Annotated in this window: 24 protein-coding genes and 1 rRNA gene; all 25 read left to right on the top strand. The window is 40.2% G+C overall.

The window, feature by feature from the left end; translation table 11 throughout:
• Positions 1–68 precede the first annotated feature (68 nt).
• Positions 69–605: a stage V sporulation protein T gene (spoVT, locus tag BR30_RS0113405; RefSeq protein ID WP_026565461.1), complete on the top strand. Its 537-nt coding sequence runs from the start codon at positions 69–71 to the stop codon at positions 603–605.
• 553 nt (positions 606–1,158) lie between these two features.
• Positions 1,159–2,775, top strand: coding sequence for a putative polysaccharide biosynthesis protein (locus tag BR30_RS0113395; RefSeq protein ID WP_026565460.1), 1,617 nt, complete (start codon positions 1,159–1,161; stop codon positions 2,773–2,775).
• A complete protein-coding gene (gene mazG / locus BR30_RS0113390) occupies positions 2,769–4,238 on the top strand; it encodes a bifunctional methyltransferase/pyrophosphohydrolase YabN (RefSeq protein ID WP_026565459.1) in 1,470 nt (489 codons plus the stop codon). Before BR30_RS0113395 ends, mazG begins: the two co-directional genes overlap by 7 nt.
• Positions 4,239–4,255: 17 nt before the next feature.
• Positions 4,256–4,531 (top strand): RNA-binding S4 domain-containing protein, encoded by a 276-nt coding sequence (locus BR30_RS0113385; RefSeq protein WP_026565458.1) that lies wholly within the window; start codon positions 4,256–4,258, stop codon positions 4,529–4,531.
• 77 nt (positions 4,532–4,608) lie between these two features.
• Positions 4,609–4,911, top strand: a complete 303-nt coding sequence (gene yabP, locus BR30_RS0113380) for a sporulation protein YabP (RefSeq protein ID WP_026565457.1) — start codon at positions 4,609–4,611, stop codon at positions 4,909–4,911.
• Positions 4,908–5,540, top strand: a complete 633-nt coding sequence (gene yabQ / locus BR30_RS0113375) for a spore cortex biosynthesis protein YabQ (RefSeq protein WP_026565456.1) — start codon at positions 4,908–4,910, stop codon at positions 5,538–5,540. Before yabP ends, yabQ begins: the two co-directional genes overlap by 4 nt.
• Before the next feature lie 13 nt (positions 5,541–5,553).
• Positions 5,554–5,937, top strand: coding sequence for an FtsB family cell division protein (locus BR30_RS0113370; protein WP_026565455.1), 384 nt, complete (start codon positions 5,554–5,556; stop codon positions 5,935–5,937).
• Between the two features lie 95 nt (positions 5,938–6,032).
• Entirely contained in the window at positions 6,033–6,470 is a 438-nt protein-coding gene (locus BR30_RS0113365; RefSeq protein WP_026565454.1) for a S1 domain-containing RNA-binding protein, read from the top strand.
• Between the two features lie 316 nt (positions 6,471–6,786).
• Positions 6,787–9,264, top strand: coding sequence for a stage II sporulation protein E (spoIIE, locus tag BR30_RS0113360; protein WP_026565453.1), 2,478 nt, complete (start codon positions 6,787–6,789; stop codon positions 9,262–9,264).
• A gap of 95 nt (positions 9,265–9,359) precedes the next feature.
• The gene (locus BR30_RS0113355) at positions 9,360–10,097 is read left to right on the top strand and encodes a vWA domain-containing protein (RefSeq protein WP_026565452.1); all 738 of its coding nucleotides are present in this window, start codon (positions 9,360–9,362) and stop codon (positions 10,095–10,097) included.
• On the top strand, positions 10,066–11,073 hold the full coding sequence (locus tag BR30_RS0113350; protein WP_026565451.1) for a serine/threonine protein kinase: 1,008 nt from the start codon (positions 10,066–10,068) through the stop codon (positions 11,071–11,073). Before BR30_RS0113355 ends, BR30_RS0113350 begins: the two co-directional genes overlap by 32 nt.
• A 190-nt stretch (positions 11,074–11,263) precedes the next feature.
• The gene (gene tilS / locus BR30_RS0113345; RefSeq protein ID WP_026565450.1) at positions 11,264–12,649 is read left to right on the top strand and encodes a tRNA lysidine(34) synthetase TilS; all 1,386 of its coding nucleotides are present in this window, start codon (positions 11,264–11,266) and stop codon (positions 12,647–12,649) included.
• 24 nt (positions 12,650–12,673) lie between these two features.
• A complete protein-coding gene (hpt, locus tag BR30_RS0113340; RefSeq protein ID WP_026565449.1) occupies positions 12,674–13,219 on the top strand; it encodes a hypoxanthine phosphoribosyltransferase in 546 nt (181 codons plus the stop codon).
• Between the two features lie 117 nt (positions 13,220–13,336).
• Positions 13,337–15,277, top strand: a complete 1,941-nt coding sequence (ftsH, locus tag BR30_RS0113335; protein ID WP_026565448.1) for an ATP-dependent zinc metalloprotease FtsH — start codon at positions 13,337–13,339, stop codon at positions 15,275–15,277.
• Positions 15,278–15,383: 106 nt separating this feature from the next.
• Entirely contained in the window at positions 15,384–16,163 is a 780-nt protein-coding gene (locus BR30_RS0113330; protein ID WP_026565447.1) for a type III pantothenate kinase, read from the top strand.
• Positions 16,164–16,184: 21 nt separating this feature from the next.
• Positions 16,185–17,063, top strand: a complete 879-nt coding sequence (gene hslO, locus BR30_RS0113325; protein WP_026565446.1) for an Hsp33 family molecular chaperone HslO — start codon at positions 16,185–16,187, stop codon at positions 17,061–17,063.
• A gap of 35 nt (positions 17,064–17,098) precedes the next feature.
• A complete protein-coding gene (locus BR30_RS0113320; RefSeq protein ID WP_026565445.1) occupies positions 17,099–17,992 on the top strand; it encodes a peptidyl-prolyl cis-trans isomerase in 894 nt (297 codons plus the stop codon).
• Positions 17,993–18,149: 157 nt separating this feature from the next.
• Complete coding sequence (cysK, locus tag BR30_RS0113315; RefSeq protein ID WP_026565444.1) at positions 18,150–19,079, top strand: cysteine synthase A; 930 nt, start codon at positions 18,150–18,152, stop codon at positions 19,077–19,079.
• 108 nt (positions 19,080–19,187) lie between these two features.
• A complete protein-coding gene (gene folP / locus BR30_RS0113310; protein WP_026565443.1) occupies positions 19,188–20,030 on the top strand; it encodes a dihydropteroate synthase in 843 nt (280 codons plus the stop codon).
• Entirely contained in the window at positions 20,023–20,382 is a 360-nt protein-coding gene (gene folB, locus BR30_RS0113305) for a dihydroneopterin aldolase (RefSeq protein ID WP_026565442.1), read from the top strand. The genes folP and folB overlap by 8 nt, the downstream gene beginning before the upstream one ends.
• Before the next feature lie 2 nt (positions 20,383–20,384).
• Entirely contained in the window at positions 20,385–20,912 is a 528-nt protein-coding gene (gene folK, locus BR30_RS0113300; RefSeq protein ID WP_026565441.1) for a 2-amino-4-hydroxy-6-hydroxymethyldihydropteridine diphosphokinase, read from the top strand.
• Positions 20,864–21,073, top strand: a complete 210-nt coding sequence (locus BR30_RS0113295) for a helix-turn-helix domain-containing protein (RefSeq protein ID WP_026565440.1) — start codon at positions 20,864–20,866, stop codon at positions 21,071–21,073. The genes folK and BR30_RS0113295 overlap by 49 nt, the downstream gene beginning before the upstream one ends.
• A gap of 72 nt (positions 21,074–21,145) precedes the next feature.
• A complete protein-coding gene (dusB, locus tag BR30_RS0113290; RefSeq protein ID WP_026565439.1) occupies positions 21,146–22,147 on the top strand; it encodes a tRNA dihydrouridine synthase DusB in 1,002 nt (333 codons plus the stop codon).
• Positions 22,148–22,338: 191 nt separating this feature from the next.
• Positions 22,339–23,823 (top strand): lysine--tRNA ligase, encoded by a 1,485-nt coding sequence (gene lysS, locus BR30_RS0113285; RefSeq protein ID WP_026565438.1) that lies wholly within the window; start codon positions 22,339–22,341, stop codon positions 23,821–23,823.
• Positions 23,824–24,169: 346 nt separating this feature from the next.
• Positions 24,170–24,343, top strand: a 16S ribosomal RNA gene (locus tag BR30_RS0113280); the annotation flags it as partial.

Raw genomic sequence — 24,343 nt, 5'->3', positions numbered from 1 at the left:
ATTACAATTTCAGGAAAGAGATCATTACCAAGTTGAATAATCATCAGATGAAAGTGAGGCAACATTGGATGAAAGCAACTGGAATAGTTCGTCGAATCGATGATTTGGGTCGTGTTGTCATTCCCAAAGAAATACGCAGAACTTTGCGTATACGCGAAGGGGATCCGTTAGAGATCTTTGTAGATCGAGACGGAGAAGTCATCTTGAAAAAATATTCACCTATTAGTGAATTGGGTGATTTTGCCAAAGAATATGCTGAAGCACTTTTTGATAGCCTTGGAAACCCTGTTTTAATTTGTGATAGAGACTCTGTTATCGCAATGGCTGGCGGTTCTAAGAAGGAATACTTAAATAAAAATATTAGTGAAGTCATTGAAAAGTCCATGGAAGAACGAAATTCCATCTTGAACACGCAAAAGGGCGACATTGCCTTAGTGGATGGAAATGAGGAAGCGGTAACTTCCTATACGATTGGACCTATTATTGCAAATGGTGACCCAATCGGAGCAGTTATTATTTTTTCTAAAGAAGGAACTCTTGGCGAAGTGGAACAAAAGGCGGTTGAAACCGCAGCTGGCTTCCTCGCTCGACAAATGGAATCATAAAAAAGGCAGCGAGAGCTGTCTTTTTTATTTGGCTCTGTTAAACTGGCCTGTTGATTTTCGCTCCAGGCACGAGCGGTTCGCGGGCGTTGCGGGGAGCCTTCCAGCTCCAGCCCCTCGAGGTCGGTTCGGTCCTGCCGCTGAAGTCAAAGAACGACTTCAACGTCAGGCCCTCCAGCGCTTGTCGGGGCTGAACAAGGAGCTTCCGCATTTCTTCTCCTCGGCGCTTTCAGCGCATGCGGGGTCTCCCCTGCCCCATACTCCCGCAGGAGTCTTCGTGCCCTCCGCTCCAATCAACAGGGTGCCATAATCACCAATGAACATCCTTTGCCTTTTATTAGTTTAAATAAGCTCTCTCCATGATATAATAACCTTCGAGTTTGTATTTTAATGTCTAGCTCCAGCGCCCAGCGGCTAGTGTACTTCGCCCTTTTCCCGTCGATAAGTCAACATCGGCTCACTAACGTTCTCCGTTTTTCCTTTATCTCGGTCAAAGTGCTCCAGTCCATACGCCGCTAAACGGGCGCTTCCGCTTTTCTATTTGGTAGGTGAATGAATGAAGTCTGTGAATCAATCTAAGGCTCTGCTAAGAGGGGCTTTTATTTTAATGGTAGCGGCACTGGTTACAAAAATTTTAAGTGCCTTTTACCGAATTCCTTTTCAAAATATTGTCGGCGATACCGGTTTTTACATATACCAACAGGTGTACCCGTTTTATGGAATTGCCATCGTTCTGTCGACGACAGGTTTTCCTGTTGTTATTTCTAAGCTGTATGCGGAGCAGAAACTAAAAGGTGACGATATCAAATCACGTCTTCTGCTGTTTTTCTCCTTTATTTATTTGCAATTATTTGGTTTTCTTTGTTTCTTGATTCTTTATTTTGGGGCGGGCAGCATCGCTGTTTGGATGAATGACCCGCAGCTAGCTATTCTTTTACGGGTTGTCTCCATCGTGTTTTTGATGTTTCCGCTGATGTCAATCTTACGCGGTTATTTCCAAGGTATTGGCGACATGGTTCCAACCGCCTTATCCCAGGTGGGGGAACAATCAACTAGGGTGGTAACCATCCTCTTTCTGGCATATCTTTTTAAGAAAAAGGGCTATTCACTGTATCTTGTTGGCGGAGGGGCCATGTTTGGCTCCATTACAGGCAGTTTGGTCTCAGGAATCATCTTGTTTATGTTTTTGTGGATTCGTAAAGAATGGAAGGTAATAGCACCCAGTCCAGGTATGTTTCAAAACTATGCTGGCGAGGCCAAAAAGATCCTAAAGGCACTGATTTTTCAAGGTCTAACGATTTGTATCAGCGGGATGCTGATGATTTTTATCCAGTTAGGGGATTCGTTAAATCTCTTCTCCCTGCTTGTCTCAAGCGGAATTGAAAAAGACATGGCTAAGAGCCTTAAGGGGATATTTGATCGGGGGCAGCCGCTTATTCAGTTAGGTACCATTGCCGCGACCTCGATGTCTTTAACACTTGTCCCCTTAATTACAAAAGAACGTTTATCTGCCAAACCGGAATTTTTGCAACACAAAATTCAAGTAGCCCTTAAGGTAAGTGTGATTATTGGTGTCGGGGCATCGGCCGGACTATGGGCTATTATTGAACCAACCAATACGATGCTTTTTGAAAATAATGCGGGGTCTGAGGTCATCGGTGTGCTTGGCTTTATGATTCTATTTACATCGATTACATCAACGATTATTGCAATTATGCAAGGGCTGGGTGTCATGCTTTTTCCTGCCATCGCGGCTGCCCTTGCCTTTCCAGTAAAATATATACTAAATGGTGTGTTCGTTCCCTTATATGGAACAATGGGTGCTGCCATTTCATCACTGATTTCACTATGTCTCGTCACAGTTCTGTTATTCGTTCAATTTAAAAAGATTACCAGGATTTCGCTATTTTCTCTGCGCTTTTCATGGACGGTGATCATGGCGGCAGCAGTTATGGTCGTCTTTTTAAAAGTTTATTTATATTTATTGGGCACAGGCGATGTTGGACGAATCGAATCCGTCTTTCAATCGCTAAGTTCCGCTATATTAGGTGGATTGCTCTTCTTATTCGTGATGATTAGGGGGAGAGTGTTTCGTGAAGAAGAACTATCATTATTTCCATTTGGAAGTAAATTAATAAAATTAATGGCCCGAAAGGATAGGAATAAATGGTGAAAAAGATTGAGATTCTTGGTTTAGGTGCAGGAGATTTAGCGCAGCTTCCCGTTGGAGTGTATAAGAAATTAATGAACGCAGGAGAGGTATTTTTACGGACGAAGGAGCATCCTGTTGTCGCTGAGTTAGAGAAAGAAGGATTTACTTATCTTTCGTTTGATGCGATTTATGAAAAACATGATCAATTTGAGGATGTATATGAAGAAATTGTTCAGACACTATTGCGTAAGGCCGGCCGCGAGACGGTGGTTTATGCGGTCCCAGGCCATCCGCTTGTGGCGGAGCGGACCGTACAGCTCCTTTTAGAGTATGGTCCAAAGCGAGAGATAGAGATTACGATTGGCGGCGGTCAAAGTTTTATTGACGCCTTATTTACGTCGTTAAAAATTGACCCCATTGAAGGATTCCAATTGCTTGATGGGACATCACTATCCAAAGAGCAGTTGCAGATTGAACAACATATGATCATTGGCCAAGTTTACGATCAATTTGTTGCTTCCAACGTGAAATTAACGTTAATGGAAAAATTACCTGATGATTATTTGGTGTATATTGTAACGGCAGCAGGAAGCAGCCAGGAAATTATCGAGAAAGTACCTTTGTACGAGTTGGATCGAAATGTATCGATCAACAATTTAACGTCTGTTTATATCCCGCCAGTCAAAGAGGAACAAATTCTGTTGAAGAATTTTTCAAAGCTCAGGGAAATTATTGCCGAACTCAGGAGTCCTACTGGCTGTCCATGGGATCGGGAGCAAACACATGAATCCTTAAAGAAATATTTAATTGAAGAAACCTTCGAAGTTATTGATGCGATAAATAGTGGAGATATTGATCATTTAATCGAAGAACTTGGTGATGTACTGTTGCAGGTCTTGCTCCATGCGCAAATTGGCGAGGATGATGGTTATTTTTCGATAGATGATATTATTGAGGGATTATCAGCAAAAATGATTCGACGCCATCCCCATGTGTTCGGAAATGTTGAGGCAGAGAATGCAGAAGAGGTCGTTCGAAATTGGCAGGAGATTAAGAAACAGGAAAAGGGTGAAGAAGAACCCACCTCTTTACTTGAGGGTGTGTCAATGGCACTACCCAATCTGTTAAGAGCCTATGAACTACAAAAGAAAGCTGCCAAGGTTGGCTTTGATTGGCAGGAAATTACCCCTGCTTTGGAGAAAGTGAAAGAAGAACTCGAAGAATTTGTGCAGGAACTAGATGGAACAGAAGAAGGCATGAAACGTGCGAAAGGGGAATTTGGTGATTTATTATTTGCGTTTGTGAATGTCGCCAGATTCTTAAAGATTCATCCAGAAGAAGCTTTGTTTGAAACCAATGAAAAGTTTACACGCCGGTTTCAGTTTGTCGAGGAAAGGGTAAAGGAAAGCAGCAGGACATTTGAGGAACATACACTTGAACAACTTGACCAATATTGGGATGAGGCAAAAGTTAAGGGATTATAAAAGAGGGGGACAACTACATGCGTCTTGATAAATTTTTAAAAGTTTCTCGTTTAATCAAAAGAAGGACATTGGCAAAAGAGGTATCGGATCAAGGACGAATTGAGATTAATGGGAAAGAGGCAAAGGCCAGTTCAACGGTAAAAGTCGGCGATGAATTAACGATTCGTTTAGGGCAAAGAAAGGTAACGGCAAGGATTGACAGGATTCAAGATACCACACGCAAGGAAGAAGCCGCAGAAATGTATACCATCATCAATGAAGAAAGAATTGGCTCCACCGAATCGCCCTTTTAGTAACCGGGTTCTAATTCTTTCATCCCTCACATAAATATGTATCAAAAAGGTTGTACAAATGATTGTGAGGGATGTTAATGAGCCAATTTTATGAGAGTAATCCAGCTAAGAGCAGCGTTCCAGAACATGATGTCATCATGAGGGGACGAAAGTTGCTTGATATTACCGGAGTGAAACAAGTAGAAAGTTTTGATAATGAGGAGTTTTTACTCGAAACATCTATGGGGTTTTTAGCCATCAAGGGGCAAAACCTGCAAATGAAAAATTTAGATGTAGAAAAGGGGCTTGTTTCAATTAAGGGGAAGATCTTTGATTTAGTTTACCTTGATGAACAGCACGGGGAGAAAGCTAAAGGATTCTTTAGCAAGTTATTCCGATGAGCCTCTCGACTCAATTTTTCACCCTGCTTTCGATGATTGGAATGGGCACGTTGTTTGGTGCCATGTTCGATACCTATCAGCGGTTTTTAAAACGGCCGAAAAGAAAGCAGTGGATAGTCTTTTTTAATGATTTACTCTTTTGGATTATCCAAGCGGTGATTATTTTTTATACCTTGTTTTTAGTCAATAATGGCGAGCTTAGATTTTATATCTTCCTCGCTCTTATTTGTGGATTTGCCGCTTACCAGAGTCTATTTAAAGGGATCTACCTTCGCTTGCTCGAATTTGTGATAAAATCTGTTATTGCAATCAGCCGCTTCCTAAAAAAGACCTTTCAGCTCTTGATCTATAAACCAATTGTTGGTCTTATTCAGTTGGTTATCATGGTTATCATTGCGATTGGCAGGGGCCTTTTCACCCTTGTTAAATTTATTGGTAAAGTTTTATTATTAATAGTCAAAATTATTTTCGTTCCGTTGCAAAAGATTCTGTTAATTTTTTGGAAACTTTTGCCGAAAAGTATTAAAAAATCCGTCGAGAAGTTATATAATAAAACGGCAGGAAATTTTCAGAGAATCAGGAATTATATTACTAAGTTAATAGATAGATGGAAAAAACGAAAAGAGTAAGGCGGTGAGGGAAATGGAAGCAGAACAAAAGAGAAGTGTATCAAAGATTCAGACAACCTTTGTAAAGCAGCAAGAATATGCAGAAATTGCTTCAGCTAGGAAAAAGAAGCTATTAGCAAGAAGGCTGACAATGTTTCTGGTTTTTGCGAGCATTCTCTCTTACTTAATGATTTCCAGTAACATTTCCCAAACGGCGAAGCTCAATGCTAAGATTGCGCAGAAGAAGCAGCTGGATCATGAGTTAAAGCAATTAAAAGGGCAGCAAGATATTCTCAATGAAAATATCATTAAATTAAATGATGATGATTATATTGCAAAGTTAGCAAGAAAAGAGTACTTTTTCTCCAATAAAGGTGAAATCATTTTTAATATTCCAGATGAAAAAAAGGGTAAATGAACCAATTTATAGTCATATTGACACTGATTTTTTTCTTTTTGTATAATATAGAGTAAGATTGATTTTTTATACTTTTAAGGAGGAACATTCTTTTTATGTCAATTGAAGTAGGCAGCAAGTTACAAGGAAAGGTAACCGGGATTACTAATTTTGGAGCGTTTGTGGAGCTGCCTGAGGGCTCAACAGGACTCGTACACATCAGTGAGGTTGCAGACAATTATGTGAAAGATATTAATGACCATCTAAAGGTTGGCGACCAAGTAGAGGTAAAAGTCATTAATGTTGAGAAGGATGGGAAGATTGGACTGTCGATTAAGAAGGCAAAGGATCGCCCTGAGTCACAGCAAAGATCCCACTCAAACTCAAATTCACAACGACCTCGTCAGGGTAGAAACAACGATCGTAATAATTTTAAGCCGGAAAATTTTGAAACCAAAATGGCAAAATTTTTAAAAGATAGTGAGGATCGTTTATCTTCCTTAAAAAGGAACACAGAGTCCAAACGTGGAGGAAGAGGAGCTAAGCGGGGGTAACTTGCTGCTAAACTTTTAATCGGATAAAGAGTAGAGTCACTTCATATCTATATTTGAAGACAGGTCGAAATGACCTGTCTTTTTTGTATCTTTAAATTGAAAACGAAATGAGGGTGTCAGGCACCATGTGAATTTTTCACATGGTGCCTGACACCCTCTGTTTTTGGTGACACTCTACGACACTAATTAATATTATTTGAATGATAATAGTGAAAACCGTCGAACGATTTTTTTTGCTTGTTCACTAATTTGACAAACTTCTAAGTCTATTAATTTTATAATTATCTGAACAATGAAAGAATAGGGAGTGTGATTTATGGAAAAGACAAATGCTAGTTTCATAGAACCCGTCAGTGAAGTTAATCTTCAGCCATCCAAATGGGCTTTGCAGAGTGGATTGAAAAAAATTCAACTAATGCTGGAGTCCTTTTTCATAAAAAAAGGGTTCTTGCTGTTATTGGTTGGTTTTTTGCTTGGACGGGCCTTGATTTTGGCGAAACTAACCCCTTTTTGCCTTCCCTTTTTTGCTTCTGTTTATTTAATTAAACGAGATCGGGCACCGCTTGCCTTGATCGGACTGGTTATTGGAGCAGTGACCATTTCATTATCAAATGCTGCCAGTACCTTTATCATTACCCTATGTTTTATCGTTGTTTTCCGTATTAGCAAGAAATGGCTAAGAAATGAGTTGAAGGCAGCTCCGTTTTTTGTCGGTATTGTGCTTGGGCTGGGGAAACTAGCTGAAGCCTTTATCCTTTCGACACAATTGACACTATATGATTTCATGATGGTCGGGGTACAAACAAGTCTTGCTTTTATATTAACGCTAATCTTTTTACAAAGTATTCCATTGTTGACCTTTAACAAACGAAGACAATTGTTAAAGACAGAAGAAATCGTCTGTTTGATTATCATGCTCGCTTCCATCATGACAGGGACAATCGGCTGGAAGGTATATGATTTATCGGTGGAACATATCTTGTCGAGATATTTAGTGTTAGTATTTTCATTTATTGCTGGAGCAACTGTCGGCTCCACTGTTGGGGTCGTCACGGGGTTAATTTTTAGCCTTGCAAGTGTTTCCAGTTTTTATCATATGAGTCTACTAGCTTTTTCAGGTGTTCTGGGCGGCCTAATGAAGGAAGGTAAGAAAATAGGTGTTTCGATTGGTTTATATATTGCCACACTCCTCATTGGCATGTATGGGGAAGGCGGTGATGGGTCAATTCTGATGACCGTTTTGGAAACCTCGGCGGCCGTTTTCTTATTCCTGCTTACACCTCAAGTATTAACTTCAAGATTGGCGAAGTATATCCCTGGTACACCGGAATACACTGCTGAACAACAAAAATATATGCGGAAGATGCGCGACGTCACCGCGCAGCGGGTATCACAATTCTCTAATGTCTTCCATGCCTTGTCCAAAAGCTTTTCACAAATGGAAGTTCAGCCAAGGGAAGACGAACATGCGCGGGAAATGGATTACTTTATGAGCAACGTGACCGAAAAAACCTGCCAAACCTGCTTTAAGAAGGATCAATGTTGGGCGAGCAATTTTAATACAACCTATGCTTATATGGAAGAGATTATTCATGAAATGGATCAAAACGATGGAAATATTTCTTCTAAACTAGCAAGGGAGTGGGAAAAAATTTGTACACGTTCCAAAAGAGTCTATGAATCAATTGGCCAGGAATTAACCTTTTTCCAAGCTAACCAAAAGCTAAAAAGACAGGTTCAAGAGAGTCGTAAGCTGGTTGCTGACCAATTGTTAGGTGTGTCAGAAGTAATGGAGAATTTTGCAAAGGAGATTCAGCGGGAAAGAGAAAATCATCACAAACAGGAAGAGCAAATTATGGAGGCGATGCAATCGTTCGGTATTCATATAGAGCAGGTGGAAATATATAGTCTTGAACAAGGAAATGTCGATATTGAAATGTCCTTGCCATTTTGCAATGGCCATGGTGAATGTGAAAAGTTAATTGCGCCGATGCTATCAGACATTCTTGGTGAGACGATTGTTGTCAAACTGGAAGAATGTGCAACTGTTCCAAATGACTTTTGTCATGTGACGTTCAGGTCGTCAAAGGCATATACGGTGGAAACAGGTGTGTCTCATGCAGCAAAGGATGGCGGCCTTGTTTCAGGCGATAGCTATTCGACGATTGAACTCGGATTTGGTAAATATGCGATTGCCATCAGCGATGGGATGGGAAATGGAGAAAGGGCACATTACGAGAGTAAAGAAACGTTGCTTCTTTTGCAAAAGATCCTCCAATCGGGCATTGAGGAAAAGGTGGCAATTAAATCTGTTAATTCCATCCTTTCGCTCCGGACAACAGATGAAATTTTTTCTACATTAGATTTAGCCATGATTGATTTGCAAAATGCATCTGCGAAGTTCCTTAAGATTGGTTCCACACCAAGCTTTATAAAGAGAGGAAATAAGATTATTAAAATCCAAGCCAGCAATTTGCCGATTGGGATGATTCAGGAATTTGAAGTGGACGTGGTAAGCGAGCAATTAAAGGCTGGCGACTTACTTATCATGATGAGTGATGGGGTATTTGAAGGACCCTTGCATGTAGAGAACTATGATTTATGGATGAAGCGGAAACTACAAGGATTAGAGACAGATGACCCGCAAGAAGTAGCAGATTTAATCCTTGAGGAAGTCATTCGGTCGCGATCAGAAATTATCCATGATGATATGACGGTGACCGTTGCAAAAATAAAACATAATACACCGAAATGGGCGTCAATTCCTGTGCAAAAATTAAAACGACAAGCCTAAACAAGTTATTTTACTCAGTCTTCTATTAAAATATGTATAAATCACCTTCTTCCCGTCGAAAATGGTACCAATACATGTAGTGGAGGGAGAAGGTTATGTATACAGGGAAGATTCGCCAAATTCTACTTATTACTGATGGGTGCTCCAATCAAGGTGACGATCCAATTGCCATGGCTGCACTCGCCAGGGAACAAGGAATCACTGTTAATGTTATTGGAGTGATGGAGCAGGATACCATTGATGAAAAAGGGATGACCGAAATTGATGGGATTGCCATGTCAGGCGGGGGAGTCAGTCAGATTGTCTATGCCCAGCAATTATCGCAAACCGTACAAATGGTTACCCGCAAGGCCATGAATCAGACGATACAAGGAGTTGTAAACAGAGAATTACAGCAAATTTTGGGTCGGTCACAAACCATGGAAGATCTCCCGCCTGAAAAACGCGGCGAAGTAATGGAGGTTGTGGATGAATTAGGAGAAACTGTCGAATTAGAGGTGTTGATTCTTGTCGACACAAGTGCGAGTATGAAACACAAGCTGCCGACAGTAAAAGAAGCACTCCTTGACCTCTCTCTAAGCTTGAACGCCCGTACAGGTGATAATCAATTTTCAGTTTACGTATTTCCCGGGAAAAAGAAAGATGTCGAAAAGTTGCTGGATTGGACACCGAAGCTGCAAACATTGACAAGTGTATTTTCCCAACTGTCTACGGGAGGAATAACCCCGACAGGACCAGCGTTACGGACAGCGCTATCCTCGTTTGATCAAAAACAATCCTTAAGGAGCCTTCTTTCACGTGATGATGAATCATACTTTGAAGAGTCAATGTAAGGTAAGCCCAGGAACAGTCATTTCAGGGAAATGGCATTTGAACAAGTACACGATTATAAGGGAACTTGGATTTGGAGCAAACGGGGTGGTCTACCTTGCCAAGCATAATAACACTCAAGTAGCGTTGAAAATGAGTGACAATGGTATGTCGATTACCTCTGAGGTAAATGTTTTAAAATCCTTAGCAAAGGTCCAGGGAACCCCAACCCTTGGGCCTTCTTTGCTTGATGTCGATGATTGGCAAAGTAATCAAGGACGGATTTCCTTTTATGTCATGGAATACATCGACGGCCCTGACTTCTTATCGTTTTTGCAACAAAAGGGAAAATCGTGGACGAGTGTGTTATTTTTGCAGCTGTTAAATGATTTAGACAAGCTACATGAAAACGGCTGGGTATTTGGCGACCTTAAGCCAGAAAATTTAATTGTCACCGGACCACCCCCGAAAATAAGGTGCATTGATGTGGGCGGCACCACCATTCAGGGGAGAGCTATTAAGGAGTTTACTGAGTTTTATGATCGCGGCTATTGGGGGCTGGGGTCAAGGAAGGCCGAACCTTCGTATGACTTGTTTGCAGTGGCCATGATTATGATCAACACTGCCTATCCCAAACGCTTAACGAAAACGACGGGGGGAATCGAGCAATTAAGGGAAGCAATTCGTCAGAAACCTGAGTTAATTGCTTGGGAAAAGGTCATCCTAAAAGCACTTCAAGGCCAATATAGCAGCGCGAAACAAATGAGATCAGACCTATTAGATCTGATGATTGATAAAAAAAATCCTGATCCAGTTCCCGTAAAGTCTGGCGGGACGAGCAAACCAGCACAAAAACACCCGGGTTCTATTGGAAGCAAGTCAATGACAAGGCAGCACTACCGTAAAAAGAAGAAAAAAAGCGGTTGGATGGAATTCTGGTTAATCGCTATTGTGTTAGGCCTGTTATACGCATGGTATACATTTAATAAATTACTATAAATGTTTGAAACTATTTGTTAAGTCATTCGTATAACATTTAATACGTGGAGATTTCAATAAATGAATAGGAAAAATTTCTAGGCTATTTGTAATATCAATGCTTTGATACTTTATTCTTAAAAGTGGTAGACTAAGGTTATTCTTACTATTTAAAGGTTCTAAACTTTGTTTTAAGGAAGAGTGCAATATTATGTTGGAAACAAAGGTCAAGACCTTTCTTCATCACCAGGCATTTAGCTTAACTTCGAAAAAAATTGTCATTGGTGTTTCAGGAGGTCCGGATTCGTTAGCGCTGCTGCACTATCTGCTTGCGGAAAAAGAGAAGCAAAATATGCTCCTTATTGTTGCCCATGTAGACCATATGTTTCGTGGTCAGGAGTCATATGAGGATGCGATTTTTGTTCAAAAATTTTGTGAACAGAATAGCTTGCCCTTTGAAATGACTCGGGTCAATGTTCCGGAAATCATAGAATTAACAGGGAAAAGTTCGCAAATTGCGGCACGCGATGCGAGGTATGAGTTTTTTTTAAAGATTATGGAAAAGTATCAGTATCCATTTTTAGCGCTGGCACATCATGGCGATGATCAAATGGAAACAATGTTAATGAGAGTAACAAGGGGCAGTACGGGGCTTGCTCGTGCAGGCATTCCATTTATCCGCCCATTTTACAGCGGCACAATTTTTCGTCCGTTCCTAGGGTTAGAAAGAGCTGACATAGAGGATTATTGTCAAAGGCATCACCTTAGCCCAAGAATAGATCCAAGTAATGAAAAAGGAATTTATAGCAGAAATCGGTTTCGTAAAGAAGTGATTCCCTTTTTAAAAAAAGAAAACCCGCATGTCCATGAACATTTTCAACGGTTTAGTGAGGAATTAACCAACGATGAAATCTTTCTTCAGGAATTAACTGTTCAGCAAATGAATACAGTAATGACAAAAAAGGAAGAGTGCAAAATTACCATTGACATTTACCGGTTTCTTGAAGTGCCTTTACCTTTACAAAGGAGAGGGATTCAACTAATATTAAACTATCTTTACAAAGAAAAACCAACTTCTTTATCTGCTGTACATATCGATCAAGTATTTTTGTTAATTCAGCATTCTCTGCCATCAGGTAAGCTTGATTTTCCTAATGGTTTAAAAGTTATCCGTTCCTATTACTCCCTTACATTCCAATTTCAATCGAATGAGGCACCGTCCTATCATTATGAATTGAACGAACCGGGTGTGATAAACTTGCCGAATGGCGGGAAAATTAATTGCAAATATGTAACGGAGGAAATTCTGGATGCAGATGTAAACACTGCTTTGTTTAGTGTCGGCACGATAAAGTGGCCAATTATTATTCGTTCTAGAAAAATTGGCGATCGAATGACGATTAAGGGATTGAATGGTTCAAAAAAATTAAAATCCATATTTATTGATCAAAAAGTACCTATGCAGGAACGTAATATGTGGCCAGTACTAACTGACAAAGAAGGTAATATTATTTGGCTGCCAGGTATAAAAAAGTCTTCATTTGAAGGTATAGATTGCAAAGCTAAACAATATATACTATTCACATATCAAAAGTAGGGATCTTCTAGGAGGCACATTTAGATGAAACAGGATATTGAAAAAGTGTTAGTATCAGAGGAAGAGATTCAAGATAAAATCAGGAATCTAGCTGCAGAATTAACGGAAGAGTACCAAGATAAATTCCCGCTTGCTATTGGGGTGTTAAAAGGTGCGATGCCGTTTATGGGTGATTTATTAAAACGGATGGATTGCTATCTAGAAATGGATTTTATGGATGTATCGAGTTATGGAACCGGACTTGTTTCTTCAGGAGAAGTAAAAATTATTAAGGATTTAGATACATCTGTAGAAGGAAGAGACATTCTTATTATCGAAGATATTATCGATAGCGGTTTAACGCTTAGCTATTTGGTTGACTTGTTTAAATATCGGAAAGCAAAATCCATTAAGATTGTGACACTGCTTGATAAACCAACAGGCAGAAAAAGTGCAATTCAAGCGGATTATGTTGGTTTTATTGTGCCAGATGCATTTGTTGTCGGTTATGGCTTGGATTATATAGAAAAATATCGAAACCTTCCATACATTGGCGTATTAAAACCTGAAGTATACACAAATAATCTCTAAGCGACCTTACCGTTAACTTGGAGATAGTAAGTCCTATCAAAGTGTAATTTCTTGAATTTGTAAGATTTTCTATGATACCATTTACTATAGTTTGTCTATCGTGGGAGGAGGTAAGAGATGAATCGGATTTTCCGTAATACCATCTTTTATTTATTGATATTTTTAGTCATTATTGGTGTGGTAAGTTTCTTTAATGGAAGCAATGAGTCGACTGATCATATTTCATATGATAAGTTTGTTACCCAATTAGAAAGCGGCGATGTAAAATCGTTCTCGATGCAGCCGGAACGCGGGGTTTATGAAGTCCGTGGTGAGTTGGAATCGAAGAAAAAATTCATAACGTATGTTCCAAACAGTGAAGAAATTATTAACAAAATTAATAAAGCTGATTCAAAAGTGGAAGTAATGCCTGCGAAGGAAACAAGCGGATGGGTGACTTTCTTTACATCAATTATTCCGTTTGTGATTATTTTTATTTTATTCTTCTTCTTATTAAACCAAGCCCAAGGCGGCGGCAGCCGTGTGATGAACTTTGGTAAATCCAAAGCGAAGCTTTATAACGATGATAAGAAAAAAGTGCGTTTTAGAGATGTAGCTGGTGCTGATGAAGAAAAAGCAGAATTAGTGGAAGTTGTTGAATTTTTAAAGGATCCACGAAAATTTGCTGAATTAGGTGCCCGGATTCCAAAAGGAGTTCTTCTTGTAGGACCTCCTGGTACTGGTAAGACATTGCTTGCTCGTGCTACCGCAGGTGAAGCAGGCGTTCCGTTCTTCTCGATTAGTGGTTCTGATTTCGTTGAAATGTTTGTCGGGGTCGGGGCTTCCCGTGTCCGTGATTTATTCGAAAATGCAAAGAAAAATGCACCATGTATTATCTTTATTGATGAAATTGATGCCGTTGGACGTCAGCGTGGCGCAGGCCTAGGCGGCGGACATGATGAACGTGAACAAACCTTGAACCAATTGCTTGTTGAAATGGACGGATTTGGGGCAAATGAAGGAATTATCATTATTGCTGCAACAAACCGTGCTGATATTTTGGACCCAGCTTTGTTACGTCCAGGTCGTTTTGACCGGCAAATTACTGTTGACCGTCCGGATGTTATTGGACGTGAAGCAGTTCTTAAAGTCCATGCACGTAATAAACCATTAGATGAATCTGTTAACTTGAAAAATATTGCGATGCGTACACCGGGTTTCTCTGGTGCTGATTTAGAAAACTTATTGAATGAGGCGGCCTTGGTTGCAGCCCGAAGCAGTAAGAAGAAAATCGATATGGAAGACATTGATGAAGCAACAGACCGTGTTATTGCTGGACCTGCTAAAAAGAGCCGGGTGATTTCTGAAAAGGAACGTAATATTGTTGCTTTCCATGAGGGCGGCCATACAGTGATCGGTTTAGTGCTCGATGAAGCGGACATGGTCCACAAGGTTACCATTGTACCGCGTGGTCAAGCAGGCGGATATGCTGTCATGCTTCCTAGGGAAGACCGCTACTTTATGACGAAGCCAGAATTGCTTGATAAAATTGTTGGCTTATTGGGCGGTCGTGTTGCTGAAGAGATTGTCTTTGGAGAAGTTAGTACAGGAGCACATAATGATTTCCAACGTGCTACAGGAATTGCACGTAAGATGGTAACTGAATATGGTATGAGTGATAAACTTGGGCCGCTTCAGTTTGGTCAGGGTTCAGGCGGTCAGGTATTCTTAGGCCGTGACATTCATAATGAACAAAATTATTCTGATGCGATTGCCTACGAAATCGACTTGGAAGTTCAACGTATTATTAAAGAATGTTATGAAAGAGCTAGAGTTATTCTCACTGAAAATCGTGATAAGCTTGATCTCATTGCGAAAACATTACTTGAAGTGGAAACACTTGTGGCTGAACAGATTAAATACTTGGTGGACCATGGACATATGCCAGAGCCTAATCAAGCTTTAGAAGCTGTGAAAATCGGCCCGAAAAAAACAGAAGACGTCAAGGTCAATATCAATAAGAAAAAGGATGATTTTGAGCCTCAGAATCCTTCTGATGAATTAGATAATCAAAAATAATGTAAAGAGTGCTTCGTATGAAGCACTCTTTTTTTCATGATTAAACAAATATATGGTATTATGTTTTCAGTAAAGAAGAGAATAATCTGAAAAGTGAGTGATAGATTTGATTTTCGTATTTGATGTAGGAAATACCAATATTGTTTTAGGTGTTTATGAAGGTGAGGAACTTAAATACCATTGGCGTGTTGAAACCAATAGAAACCGCACAGAAGATGAGTTTGGAATGAACATTAAAGCTTTGTTTGATCATGCGGGACTCTCTTTTTCAGATATTGACGGGATCATTATTTCTTCAGTCGTTCCACCAATCATGTTTGCACTCGAAAGAATGTGTCAAAAGTATTTTCACATTAAGCCGTTTGTTGTTGGACCAGGGATCAAAACGGGTCTGAATATTAAATATGATAACCCAAGGGAAGTCGGGGCTGACCGAATCGTCAATGCCGTAGCTGCCATTCATGAGTATGGCAGTCCACTGATTATCGTCGATTTTGGAACAGCGACAACTTATTGTTATGTGAATGAGGAACGTCAATATATGGGTGGTGCAATTGCTCCGGGAGTGGGTATTTCAACAGAGGCGCTGTATTCACGTGCGTCAAAACTGCCTAGGATAGAGATTGCCAGACCTGAAGGGGTAATCGGTAAAAATACAGTAGCGGCAATGCAGGCGGGAATTGTCTATGGGTATGTGGGTCAAGTAGAGGGGATTGTCAAGCGGATGATGGAGCAAGGTGAGAAAAAACCTACCGTTATTGCGACAGGCGGTTTAGCAAATTTAATTGCCCAAGAATCAACCATTATTGATATTGTTGATCCATTTTTAACTTTAAAAGGTTTACAGCTTATCTATAAAAGAAACATAGGGCAACCTAAGGAATAATAGTTAGAAAGGGGTTTACCAATGAAGGATTATCTTGTTAAAGCACTTGCATATGATGGAAATATACGGGCCTTTGCCGTTCGGACAACAGAAACTGTGACCGAGGCACAAAGACGCCATCAAACATGGCGGACAGCTTCTGCTGCATTGGGCAGGACATTGACCGCAGGAGTTATGATGGGGGCTATGCTTAAGGGTGACGATAAATTAACGATAAAAATTAATGGCGGCGGCCCACTAGGACCGATTGTTGTCGATAGTAATGCCAAAGGGGAAGTTCGAGGGTATGTAACAAACCCAGAGGTGGATTTCGAATCGAATGAACATGGAAAGCTGGATGTCCGTCGTGCCGTTGGGACAGACGGTGTGTTAGCTGTCGTCAAAGATACAGGATTGCGCGATTTCTTTTCCGGACAAGTTCCGCTTGTATCTGGTGAATTAGGCGAGGATTTTACTTATTATTTTGCCACTTCTGAGCAGGTTCCGTCTTCCGTGGGTGTAGGTGTTTTGGTGAACCCAGATGATACGATTTTGGCAGCAGGCGGGTTTATTTTTCAATTAATGCCTGGCACACCGGAGCCAATTATTTCAAAATTGGAGGAACGCTTAAAAACAATTGAGCCCATCTCTAAACTAATTGAACGTGGACTAACACCAGAGCAAATCCTCGAAGAGCTTTTTGGAAAAGACCAGGTAAAGGTGTTAGAAACGATGCCGGTGGGGTTTGTCTGTAATTGCTCTAAAGAACGGTTTGCGAATGCCATTGTCGGTTTAGGAGCAGCAGAGATTACGGCAATGATTGAAGAAGATGGTCAGGCTGAGGCACATTGTCATTTTTGCAATGAAAAATACCTTTTTACAAGTGAAGAATTAGAAGAGCTTAAAAAGGAAGCAAAATAACAGGTGTTTGCGCTTTTCTGATTGGGGGAAAGAGGTTGGGAAAGAAGCAGCTTTGGATGGTGATTGCGGCCCTGATATTGGTGAATTGCCTTACGATTGCTTTTTTTCTGTCAAAGGCAAATACGGCAGGCGGTACCATAGGAAATGAAGAGACAGTAGCTACAATTGGTAAAAAGACGATTATGCGGCAAGATTGGCTTAATGAGCTTGAAGCTAGGTATGGAAAAGATGTGTTAAAGGAAATGATCGACCAAAAGGTCATTGAAGAAATGTCGGCGAAATATCATATTAACGTATCCAGCCAGGATGTCGACCGCGAATTTAGAATGCTGCAATCCACCACAAGTTCATTTATTAAACAGAATAGTAAGAATGAAAAAAGGTGGAAGGAACAAATTCGCAGCAACCTACTATTAGAGGAACTATTAACAAAAGATGTTAAAGTTTCAAGCAGTGAACTAGAAAGCTATTATCAAAAAAATAAAGACCTTTTTGATGTATCGTCTGCTTATCATTTATCACATATTGTTGTCCCTACACAGGAAGAGGCAGATAAAGCGATGCAAGAGTTGGCTCAAGGTTCTGATTTTTCAACGCTAGCCATGGAACGTTCCATTGATGAGTTTTCTGCAAATGAAGGCGGCGATATTGGGTATATTAGTGTAGGGGATGAGCGTTATCCCAGCCAATATATTGAGGTAGCTAAAGAACTCAAGACAGGTGCCTACAGTATGCCTGTTAAAGTGGAAGAAGGTTATGCCATTCTTAAGCTAGACGGAAAGATTAGTGGGAAGAAATATTCTTTTGCAGATGTAAAAGAGCAAATTCGAAGGCAAATTGCGCTGGAACAAATGAAATCGCCCGCATCTGCTTCGACTTTTTGGGATGACGCTAAGGTCGAATGGTTCTATGGTCATAATGAGAACTAAAGCACAGGTACTATTCTGTGCTTTTTCTTATATATCAAGAGTATAAATGTTTAAATATTGAAAAAAACGCAAACAAAACGATTGACAAACTCAGTATAGAACTGGTAAATTTAATAATATAAATCCAATCAATTTACTCGGAATAGGGGTGCTCTTAATGGTTCGTGTTGCAAATTCAGTTGCCGAATTAGTCGGCCAAACGCCAATTGTTAAATTAAACAGATTAGTAGATGAAAATAGTGCTGAGGTTTATTTAAAACTAGAATATTTTAACCCAGGCAGCAGTGTAAAGGATCGTATCGCTTTAGCTATGATTGAAGCGGCAGAAGAGCAAGGGTTAATCAAACCAGGTGTCGATACCATTATTGAGCCTACAAGTGGAAATACTGGAATTGGTCTTGCGATGATTGCTGCAGCAAAAGGTTACAAAGCCGTTTTTGTAATGCCTGAAACGATGAGTTTGGAAAGACGGAACCTCCTTCGTGCATATGGTGCTGAACTAGTATTAACACCTGGTCCAGCGGGTATGAAGGGTGCGATTGCTAAGGCTGAAGAACTTGTTAAGGAGCATGGTTATTTCTTGCCACAGCAATTTAAGAACCAAGCAAACCCTGAAGTTCACAGAAGAACAACAGGTAAAGAAATTGTTGAACAAATGGAACAATTAGATGCATTTGTTTCTGGAATTGGTACAGGAGGAACTATCTCAGGTGCAGGAAGTGTTCTTCGCGAAAATTTCCCTGAAATTAAAATCTTTGCGATTGAACCAACAGATTCACCAGTTCTTTCAGGTGGAGCTCCAGGTCCGCATAAACTTCAAGGACTTGGCGCAGGATTTGTTCCTGAAACTTTAAATACTGACATTTATGATGAAGTGATCCAAGTTGGTACGGAGGAAGCATTTGCAGCGTCAAGACGTGCAGCAAGAGAAGAGGGGATTCTTGGTGGGATTTCTTCAGGCGCAGCGATTCACGCAGCATTAGAAGTTGGTAAGAAATTAGGTAAAGGTAAAAAGGTACTAGCTATTATTCCTGATAATGGCGAACGTTATTTAAGTACGGTGCTTTACCAATACGATGCTGAATAATAATATCTGAGTGGCGTCGGCTTTGCCGATGCTTCTTTTTTTTGTATACGAATTAAGATTTCATGTATGATAATAGGAGTGAAAAAATGCGGGATAAGGAGGAAAGGTATGAAAACATCTCAAGAACTAATCCAATGTGGACCATATACCTTGGATAGTAGTAAAAGAACCATTATTATGGGCATTTTAAATGCTACTCCAGATTCCTTTTCGGATGGCGGGAAATTCAACCAAGTTGAAATGGCTGTTAAACGAGCGAAAGAAATGGTGGAAAATGGTGCGGATATAATTGATATCGGCGGGGAATCGACACGGCCAGGCTTTGCTGCTGTTCCAGCTGAGGAAGAGCTTGAGCGGGTGATCCCAATTATTAAGGCGATCTCTGAACAAGTTCAAGTGCCGATTTCGATTGATACGTATAAAGCAGAAGTGGCAAAACAAGCAATAGAAGCTGGAGCTCATATCATCAATGATGTATGGGGGGCAAAGGCAGATGTAAAGATGGGACAAGTGGCGGCTGATTACGGTGTTCCAATTGTGCTCATGCACAATCGTAAGGACCGAAACTACAAGGTATTTATGAGAGATGTCATCAATGATCTATATGAAAGTATAGCCATTGTAAAAAAGGCAGGGGTTAAGGATGAACAGATTATCCTTGATCCAGGTATCGGCTTTGCGAGGAGTTATCAAGAAAATCTGCTCACCATGCAGAATTTAGATACGTTTGTTAAACTAGGTTATCCTGTATTGTTAGGGACTTCCAGAAAATCGATGATAGGACAAGCGTTAGATCTTCCTGTTGATGAAAGAATGGAAGGTACTGGAGCAACGATTTGCTACGGAATCCAAAAGGGCTGTCATATAATCCGTGTTCACGATGTAAAAGAAATGAGCAGAATGGCAAAGATGATGGATGCCCTGATGGGAAAGGGTGAAACGATTGGATAAAATCTACATCAATAGAATGGAGTTTTACGGGTACCACGGTGTTTTTCCAGAAGAGACTCGGTTAGGGCAGCGTTTTGCGGTTGATCTATCAGTTTCTATTGATCTAAAAAAAGCGGGCGAAACCGATGAACTGGTATACTCAGTGAATTATGCAGAACTCTACCAAGTTTGTAAAGATATTGTGGAGGGTCCGCCTTTTAAATTAGTCGAGGCGGTGGCAGAGCGAATAGCAGCTGGCGTGCTGACAGACTTCCCGCTTATATCTGAAGTAACTGTTACGGTGATTAAACCAGATCCGCCGATTCCAGGTCATTATCGGTCTGTTGCAGTAGAAATTACAAGGAGAAGATAAAAGTGGAAAACACAGCATTTATTGCCCTTGGCTCGAATATAGGAAACCGTTATGATACTATAACGAGTGCAATTAAAAGATTAACCAGTTATTCTGGTATTAAATTGGTAAATTATTCATCAATTTATGAGACGGATCCGATCGGCTATGAGGAACAAGATTTATTTTTAAATATGGTAATCGAGATTCAGACGGCTTTCAGCTCCATGGATTTATTAGATTTATGTTTAGAAATTGAATTAGAACTTGGGAGAAAAAGGGAAATAAAGTGGGGTCCGCGAACAATAGACCTTGACATTCTTACCTATAACCAAGAAAATATTCAAAGCGAGAAGCTCATCCTTCCGCATCCAAGGATGCTAGAGCGAGCGTTTGTAATTATTCCACTTTTAGAAATCTATCAGGACAAGAAATGTTCGGAGATAAATAAGTTACTTGAATCATCATTAGAAGAATTACCAAATAAAGAAGGAGTCCGAATATGGAAGCTGAAAAATGGGGAAGACGTATTCGAGCCTATCGGAAGTTAAAGGGCTTTACACAAGAAGGTTTTTCGAAGGAACTTGGTGTGTCTGTATCGATTTTGGGCGAAATTGAAAGAGGGAACCGCCTTCCAGCAAATGATCTGCTGGAAAGGATTGCGCATTCTCTAAAAATCACAATTGATGACTTAACGCCAAAAGATTTATAAACTGTCGCTGGCCTAGATCATATTCTAAGTTCAACCCTATGAATAATTAACAGAAGAAGAGGAGGTAGGTTCATGTTGAAAATTGGCGATATTGAAATGAAGAATCCCGTTGTCCTGGCTCCGATGGCCGGGGTATGTAACTCTGCCTTCCGTTTAACAGTAAAAGAATTTGGTGCTGGTTTAGTTTGTGCAGAGATGGTGAGTGATAAAGGAATCATTAATAAAAACGAAAAGACAATGAATCTGCTTTATATAGATGAGCGTGAAAAACCATTAAGCTTGCAAATCTTTGGCGGTGAGAAAAAAACACTTGTCGAAGCGGCTAAATTTGTTGATCAGAATACCAATGCTGATATTATTGATATTAATATGGGTTGCCCTGTTCCTAAAATTACGAAATGTGATGCTGGGGCAAAGTGGCTGCTAGACCCTAATAAAATTTATGAGATGGTTTCAGCGGTGGTAGCGGAGGTTGAAAAACCTGTAACTGTAAAAATGCGGATGGGCTGGGATGATGAGCATATATTTGCTGTGAAAAATGCCCAGGCCGTAGAACGTGCAGGAGGAAAGGCTGTATCCTTGCATGGCCGAACACGCGTTCAAATGTATGAGGGAAAAGCTAACTGGGATATCATTCGTGAAGTAAAACAAAACCTAAATATTCCGTTGATTGGTAATGGTGATGTTCAGACACCGCAAGATGCCAAACGCATGCTTGAAGAAACAGGTGTAGACGGGGTAATGATTGGAAGAGCGGCTTTAGGTGACCCATGGATGATCTACCGCACTATTCAGTATTTAGAGACTGGTATTTTAATGCCTCAACCATCTGTTAGAGAAAAGATTGATGTATGTATCCTTCATCTAGACCGCTTAATTGCGCTTAAAAGTGAACATATTGCCGTTCGCGAAATGCGGAAGCATACACCTTGGTATTTAAAAGGGGTACGCGGCAACGCCACAGTTCGTAATGCTATTAATGAATGTGATACTAGAGATCACTTAGTAACATTATTGAACGAATTAGTCGCAGAAGTGGAAGCGAAAGAACAAAGTCAGTTAATTGTAGGATGATTTTTGTCACTTAAAGTGTCTTTTCTATACTAATTGGATGCTGCCAGTGAAAAAACTGGCAGTTTTTATTTTAATAACATCTTTTTGATGTCTGAAAGTGTAAGTTTGTGTAAAATAATAAAGTATGCAGAAAAATGGGATTGCCTTATTTATAGCATTTTACATAATAAAAGATTATTGGAGTGAATTTAATGAGTCAGGAAGATTTAAATGACCAATTAATGGTCAGACGTGAAAAAATGAATACCATGCGCGAAAATGGTCTTGATCCTTTCGGGAAACGTTTTGACCGCTCGCACAACACGAAGGAATTAGTTGAGCAATATGCTGAATTAGAGAAAGAAGAGCTTGAAGCAAAAAATGTAGCTGTTTCTTTAGCAGGCCGTATTATGACGAAGCGCGGAAAAGGAAAAGCGGGCTTTGCGCATCTTCAGGATTTAACAGGTCAAATTCAAGTCTATGTTCGTCAAGATGCAGTCGGCGAGGAGAACTATAAACTATTCGATTCTTCAGACTTAGGAGACATTATTGGCGTAGCCGGTACATTATTTAAAACAAAAGTAGGCGAATTATCTGTTAAGGTGGAAAACTTTGTGTTTTTAACAAAGGCGTTACGCCCACTTCCTGATAAATTCCATGGACTTAAGGATGTTGAACAGCGCTACCGTCAACGTTATTTAGACTTAATTATGAGTCAAGAAAGTAAGGCTACTTTTATTTCGAGAAGCCGTATTATTCAATCGATGCGTCGTTATTTAGATGACCACGGCTATTTAGAAGTTGAAACACCAATGATGCATTCCATTGCTGGTGGAGCATCTGCACGTCCATTCATAACACACCACAATGCTCTGGATATGCCGTTATTTATGAGAATTGCCATTGAGCTGCACTTAAAACGCTTGATTGTGGGCGGTCTGGAAAAGGTGTATGAAATTGGCCGTGTCTTCCGGAATGAAGGTGTCTCGACCCGTCACAATCCTGAGTTCACAATGATTGAACTCTATGAGGCTTATGCAGATTACCGTGATATCATGAGTCTGACGGAGAACCTAATTGCTCATATTGCCCAAGAAGTAGTCGGTTCAACGACTGTTCAATATGGCGATTATGAGGTAGATCTTAAACCTGAATGGAAAAGACTTCATATGGTAGATGCTATCAAAGAATACACTGGTGCAGACTTCTGGAAAGAGATGAGTGTAGAAGAAGCACGTGACCTTGCGAAGGAACACGGTGTTGAAATTAATAACAACATGCTTTATGGTCATATTGTTAATGAATTCTTCGAACAAAAGGTAGAGGAAAAGTTAATCCAACCTACCTTCATTTACGGGCATCCAGTGGAAATTTCACCGCTTGCGAAGAAAAATGATGAGGACCCAAGATTCACAGACCGTTTTGAATTGTTCATTGTCGCTCGTGAACATGCGAATGCATTTACAGAGCTGAATGATCCGATTGATCAAAGAGAACGGTTTGAAGCGCAATTAAAAGAACGTGAGCAAGGAAATGACGAAGCTCATATGATGGATGACGACTTCGTTGAAGCTTTAGAGTATGGTATGCCGCCTACAGGAGGATTAGGAATTGGAATAGACCGCTTGGTTATGCTGCTTACTAATTCCCCATCTATCCGTGACGTACTATTATTCCCGCTTATGCGTCATAAATAGGATCTTTAAAAAGTGCCATGTTACTGGCACTTTTTTTATATCTATAACGAAGAAAAGTTAGAATATTATTACTTTAATTTTTTTGGGGGAAATTAAAAAATACTATTGCACCTGTCTTTGAATGGTGGTATATTAATATCTGTTGCTGCGAGACAGATGCAGTGAGAAAAAAGAAATTAAAAAAGTTATTGACTTTCAGTTGATAACTTGGTAAGATGATAAAGTCGCTTTAAGGCGATTTGGTAATTGATCCTTGAAAACTAAACAAACAAAATCGTGCAAACAAACAATAAATTTTAGTTTCTTTTAAGAAACTAAGCCAACGTAACAAATGAGCTAATCAACTTTCTTGGAGAGTTTGATCCTGGCTCAGGACGAACGCTGGCGGCGTGCCTAATACATGCAAGTCGAGCGAGACTCTTCGGAGTCTAGCGGCGGACGGGTGAGTAACACGTGGGCAACCTGCCTGTAAGACTGGGATAACACCGGGAAACCGGTGCTAATACCGGATAATCCTTTT

Source organism: Bacillus sp. UNC41MFS5 (assembly GCF_000686805.1).
Note: the sequence above shows the minus strand (reverse complement) of the source record. Positions and strands in the feature narration are given on the sequence as shown.

Excerpts from the sequence above, each read along its gene's own strand:
- spoVT (WP_026565461.1), top strand. The coding sequence starts at position 69 with ATGAAAGCAACTGGAATAGTTCGTCGAATCGATGATTTGGGTCGTGTT.
- ftsH (WP_026565448.1), top strand. The coding sequence starts at position 13,337 with ATGAATCGGATTTTCCGTAATACCATCTTTTATTTATTGATATTTTTA.
- tilS (WP_026565450.1), top strand. The coding sequence starts at position 11,264 with ATGTTGGAAACAAAGGTCAAGACCTTTCTTCATCACCAGGCATTTAGC.
- dusB (WP_026565439.1), top strand. The coding sequence starts at position 21,146 with ATGTTGAAAATTGGCGATATTGAAATGAAGAATCCCGTTGTCCTGGCT.
- BR30_RS0113365 (WP_026565454.1), top strand. The coding sequence starts at position 6,033 with ATGTCAATTGAAGTAGGCAGCAAGTTACAAGGAAAGGTAACCGGGATT.
- yabQ (WP_026565456.1), top strand. The coding sequence starts at position 4,908 with ATGAGCCTCTCGACTCAATTTTTCACCCTGCTTTCGATGATTGGAATG.
- BR30_RS0113385 (WP_026565458.1), top strand. The coding sequence starts at position 4,256 with ATGCGTCTTGATAAATTTTTAAAAGTTTCTCGTTTAATCAAAAGAAGG.
- hslO (WP_026565446.1), top strand. The coding sequence starts at position 16,185 with ATGAAGGATTATCTTGTTAAAGCACTTGCATATGATGGAAATATACGG.
- folP (WP_026565443.1), top strand. The coding sequence starts at position 19,188 with ATGAAAACATCTCAAGAACTAATCCAATGTGGACCATATACCTTGGAT.
- mazG (WP_026565459.1), top strand. The coding sequence starts at position 2,769 with ATGGTGAAAAAGATTGAGATTCTTGGTTTAGGTGCAGGAGATTTAGCG.
- spoIIE (WP_026565453.1), top strand. The coding sequence starts at position 6,787 with ATGGAAAAGACAAATGCTAGTTTCATAGAACCCGTCAGTGAAGTTAAT.
- BR30_RS0113395 (WP_026565460.1), top strand. The coding sequence starts at position 1,159 with ATGAAGTCTGTGAATCAATCTAAGGCTCTGCTAAGAGGGGCTTTTATT.
- cysK (WP_026565444.1), top strand. The coding sequence starts at position 18,150 with ATGGTTCGTGTTGCAAATTCAGTTGCCGAATTAGTCGGCCAAACGCCA.
- yabP (WP_026565457.1), top strand. The coding sequence starts at position 4,609 with ATGAGCCAATTTTATGAGAGTAATCCAGCTAAGAGCAGCGTTCCAGAA.
- BR30_RS0113350 (WP_026565451.1), top strand. The coding sequence starts at position 10,066 with ATGATGAATCATACTTTGAAGAGTCAATGTAAGGTAAGCCCAGGAACA.
- BR30_RS0113355 (WP_026565452.1), top strand. The coding sequence starts at position 9,360 with ATGTATACAGGGAAGATTCGCCAAATTCTACTTATTACTGATGGGTGC.
- BR30_RS0113370 (WP_026565455.1), top strand. The coding sequence starts at position 5,554 with ATGGAAGCAGAACAAAAGAGAAGTGTATCAAAGATTCAGACAACCTTT.
- BR30_RS0113295 (WP_026565440.1), top strand. The coding sequence starts at position 20,864 with ATGGAAGCTGAAAAATGGGGAAGACGTATTCGAGCCTATCGGAAGTTA.
- hpt (WP_026565449.1), top strand. The coding sequence starts at position 12,674 with ATGAAACAGGATATTGAAAAAGTGTTAGTATCAGAGGAAGAGATTCAA.
- lysS (WP_026565438.1), top strand. The coding sequence starts at position 22,339 with ATGAGTCAGGAAGATTTAAATGACCAATTAATGGTCAGACGTGAAAAA.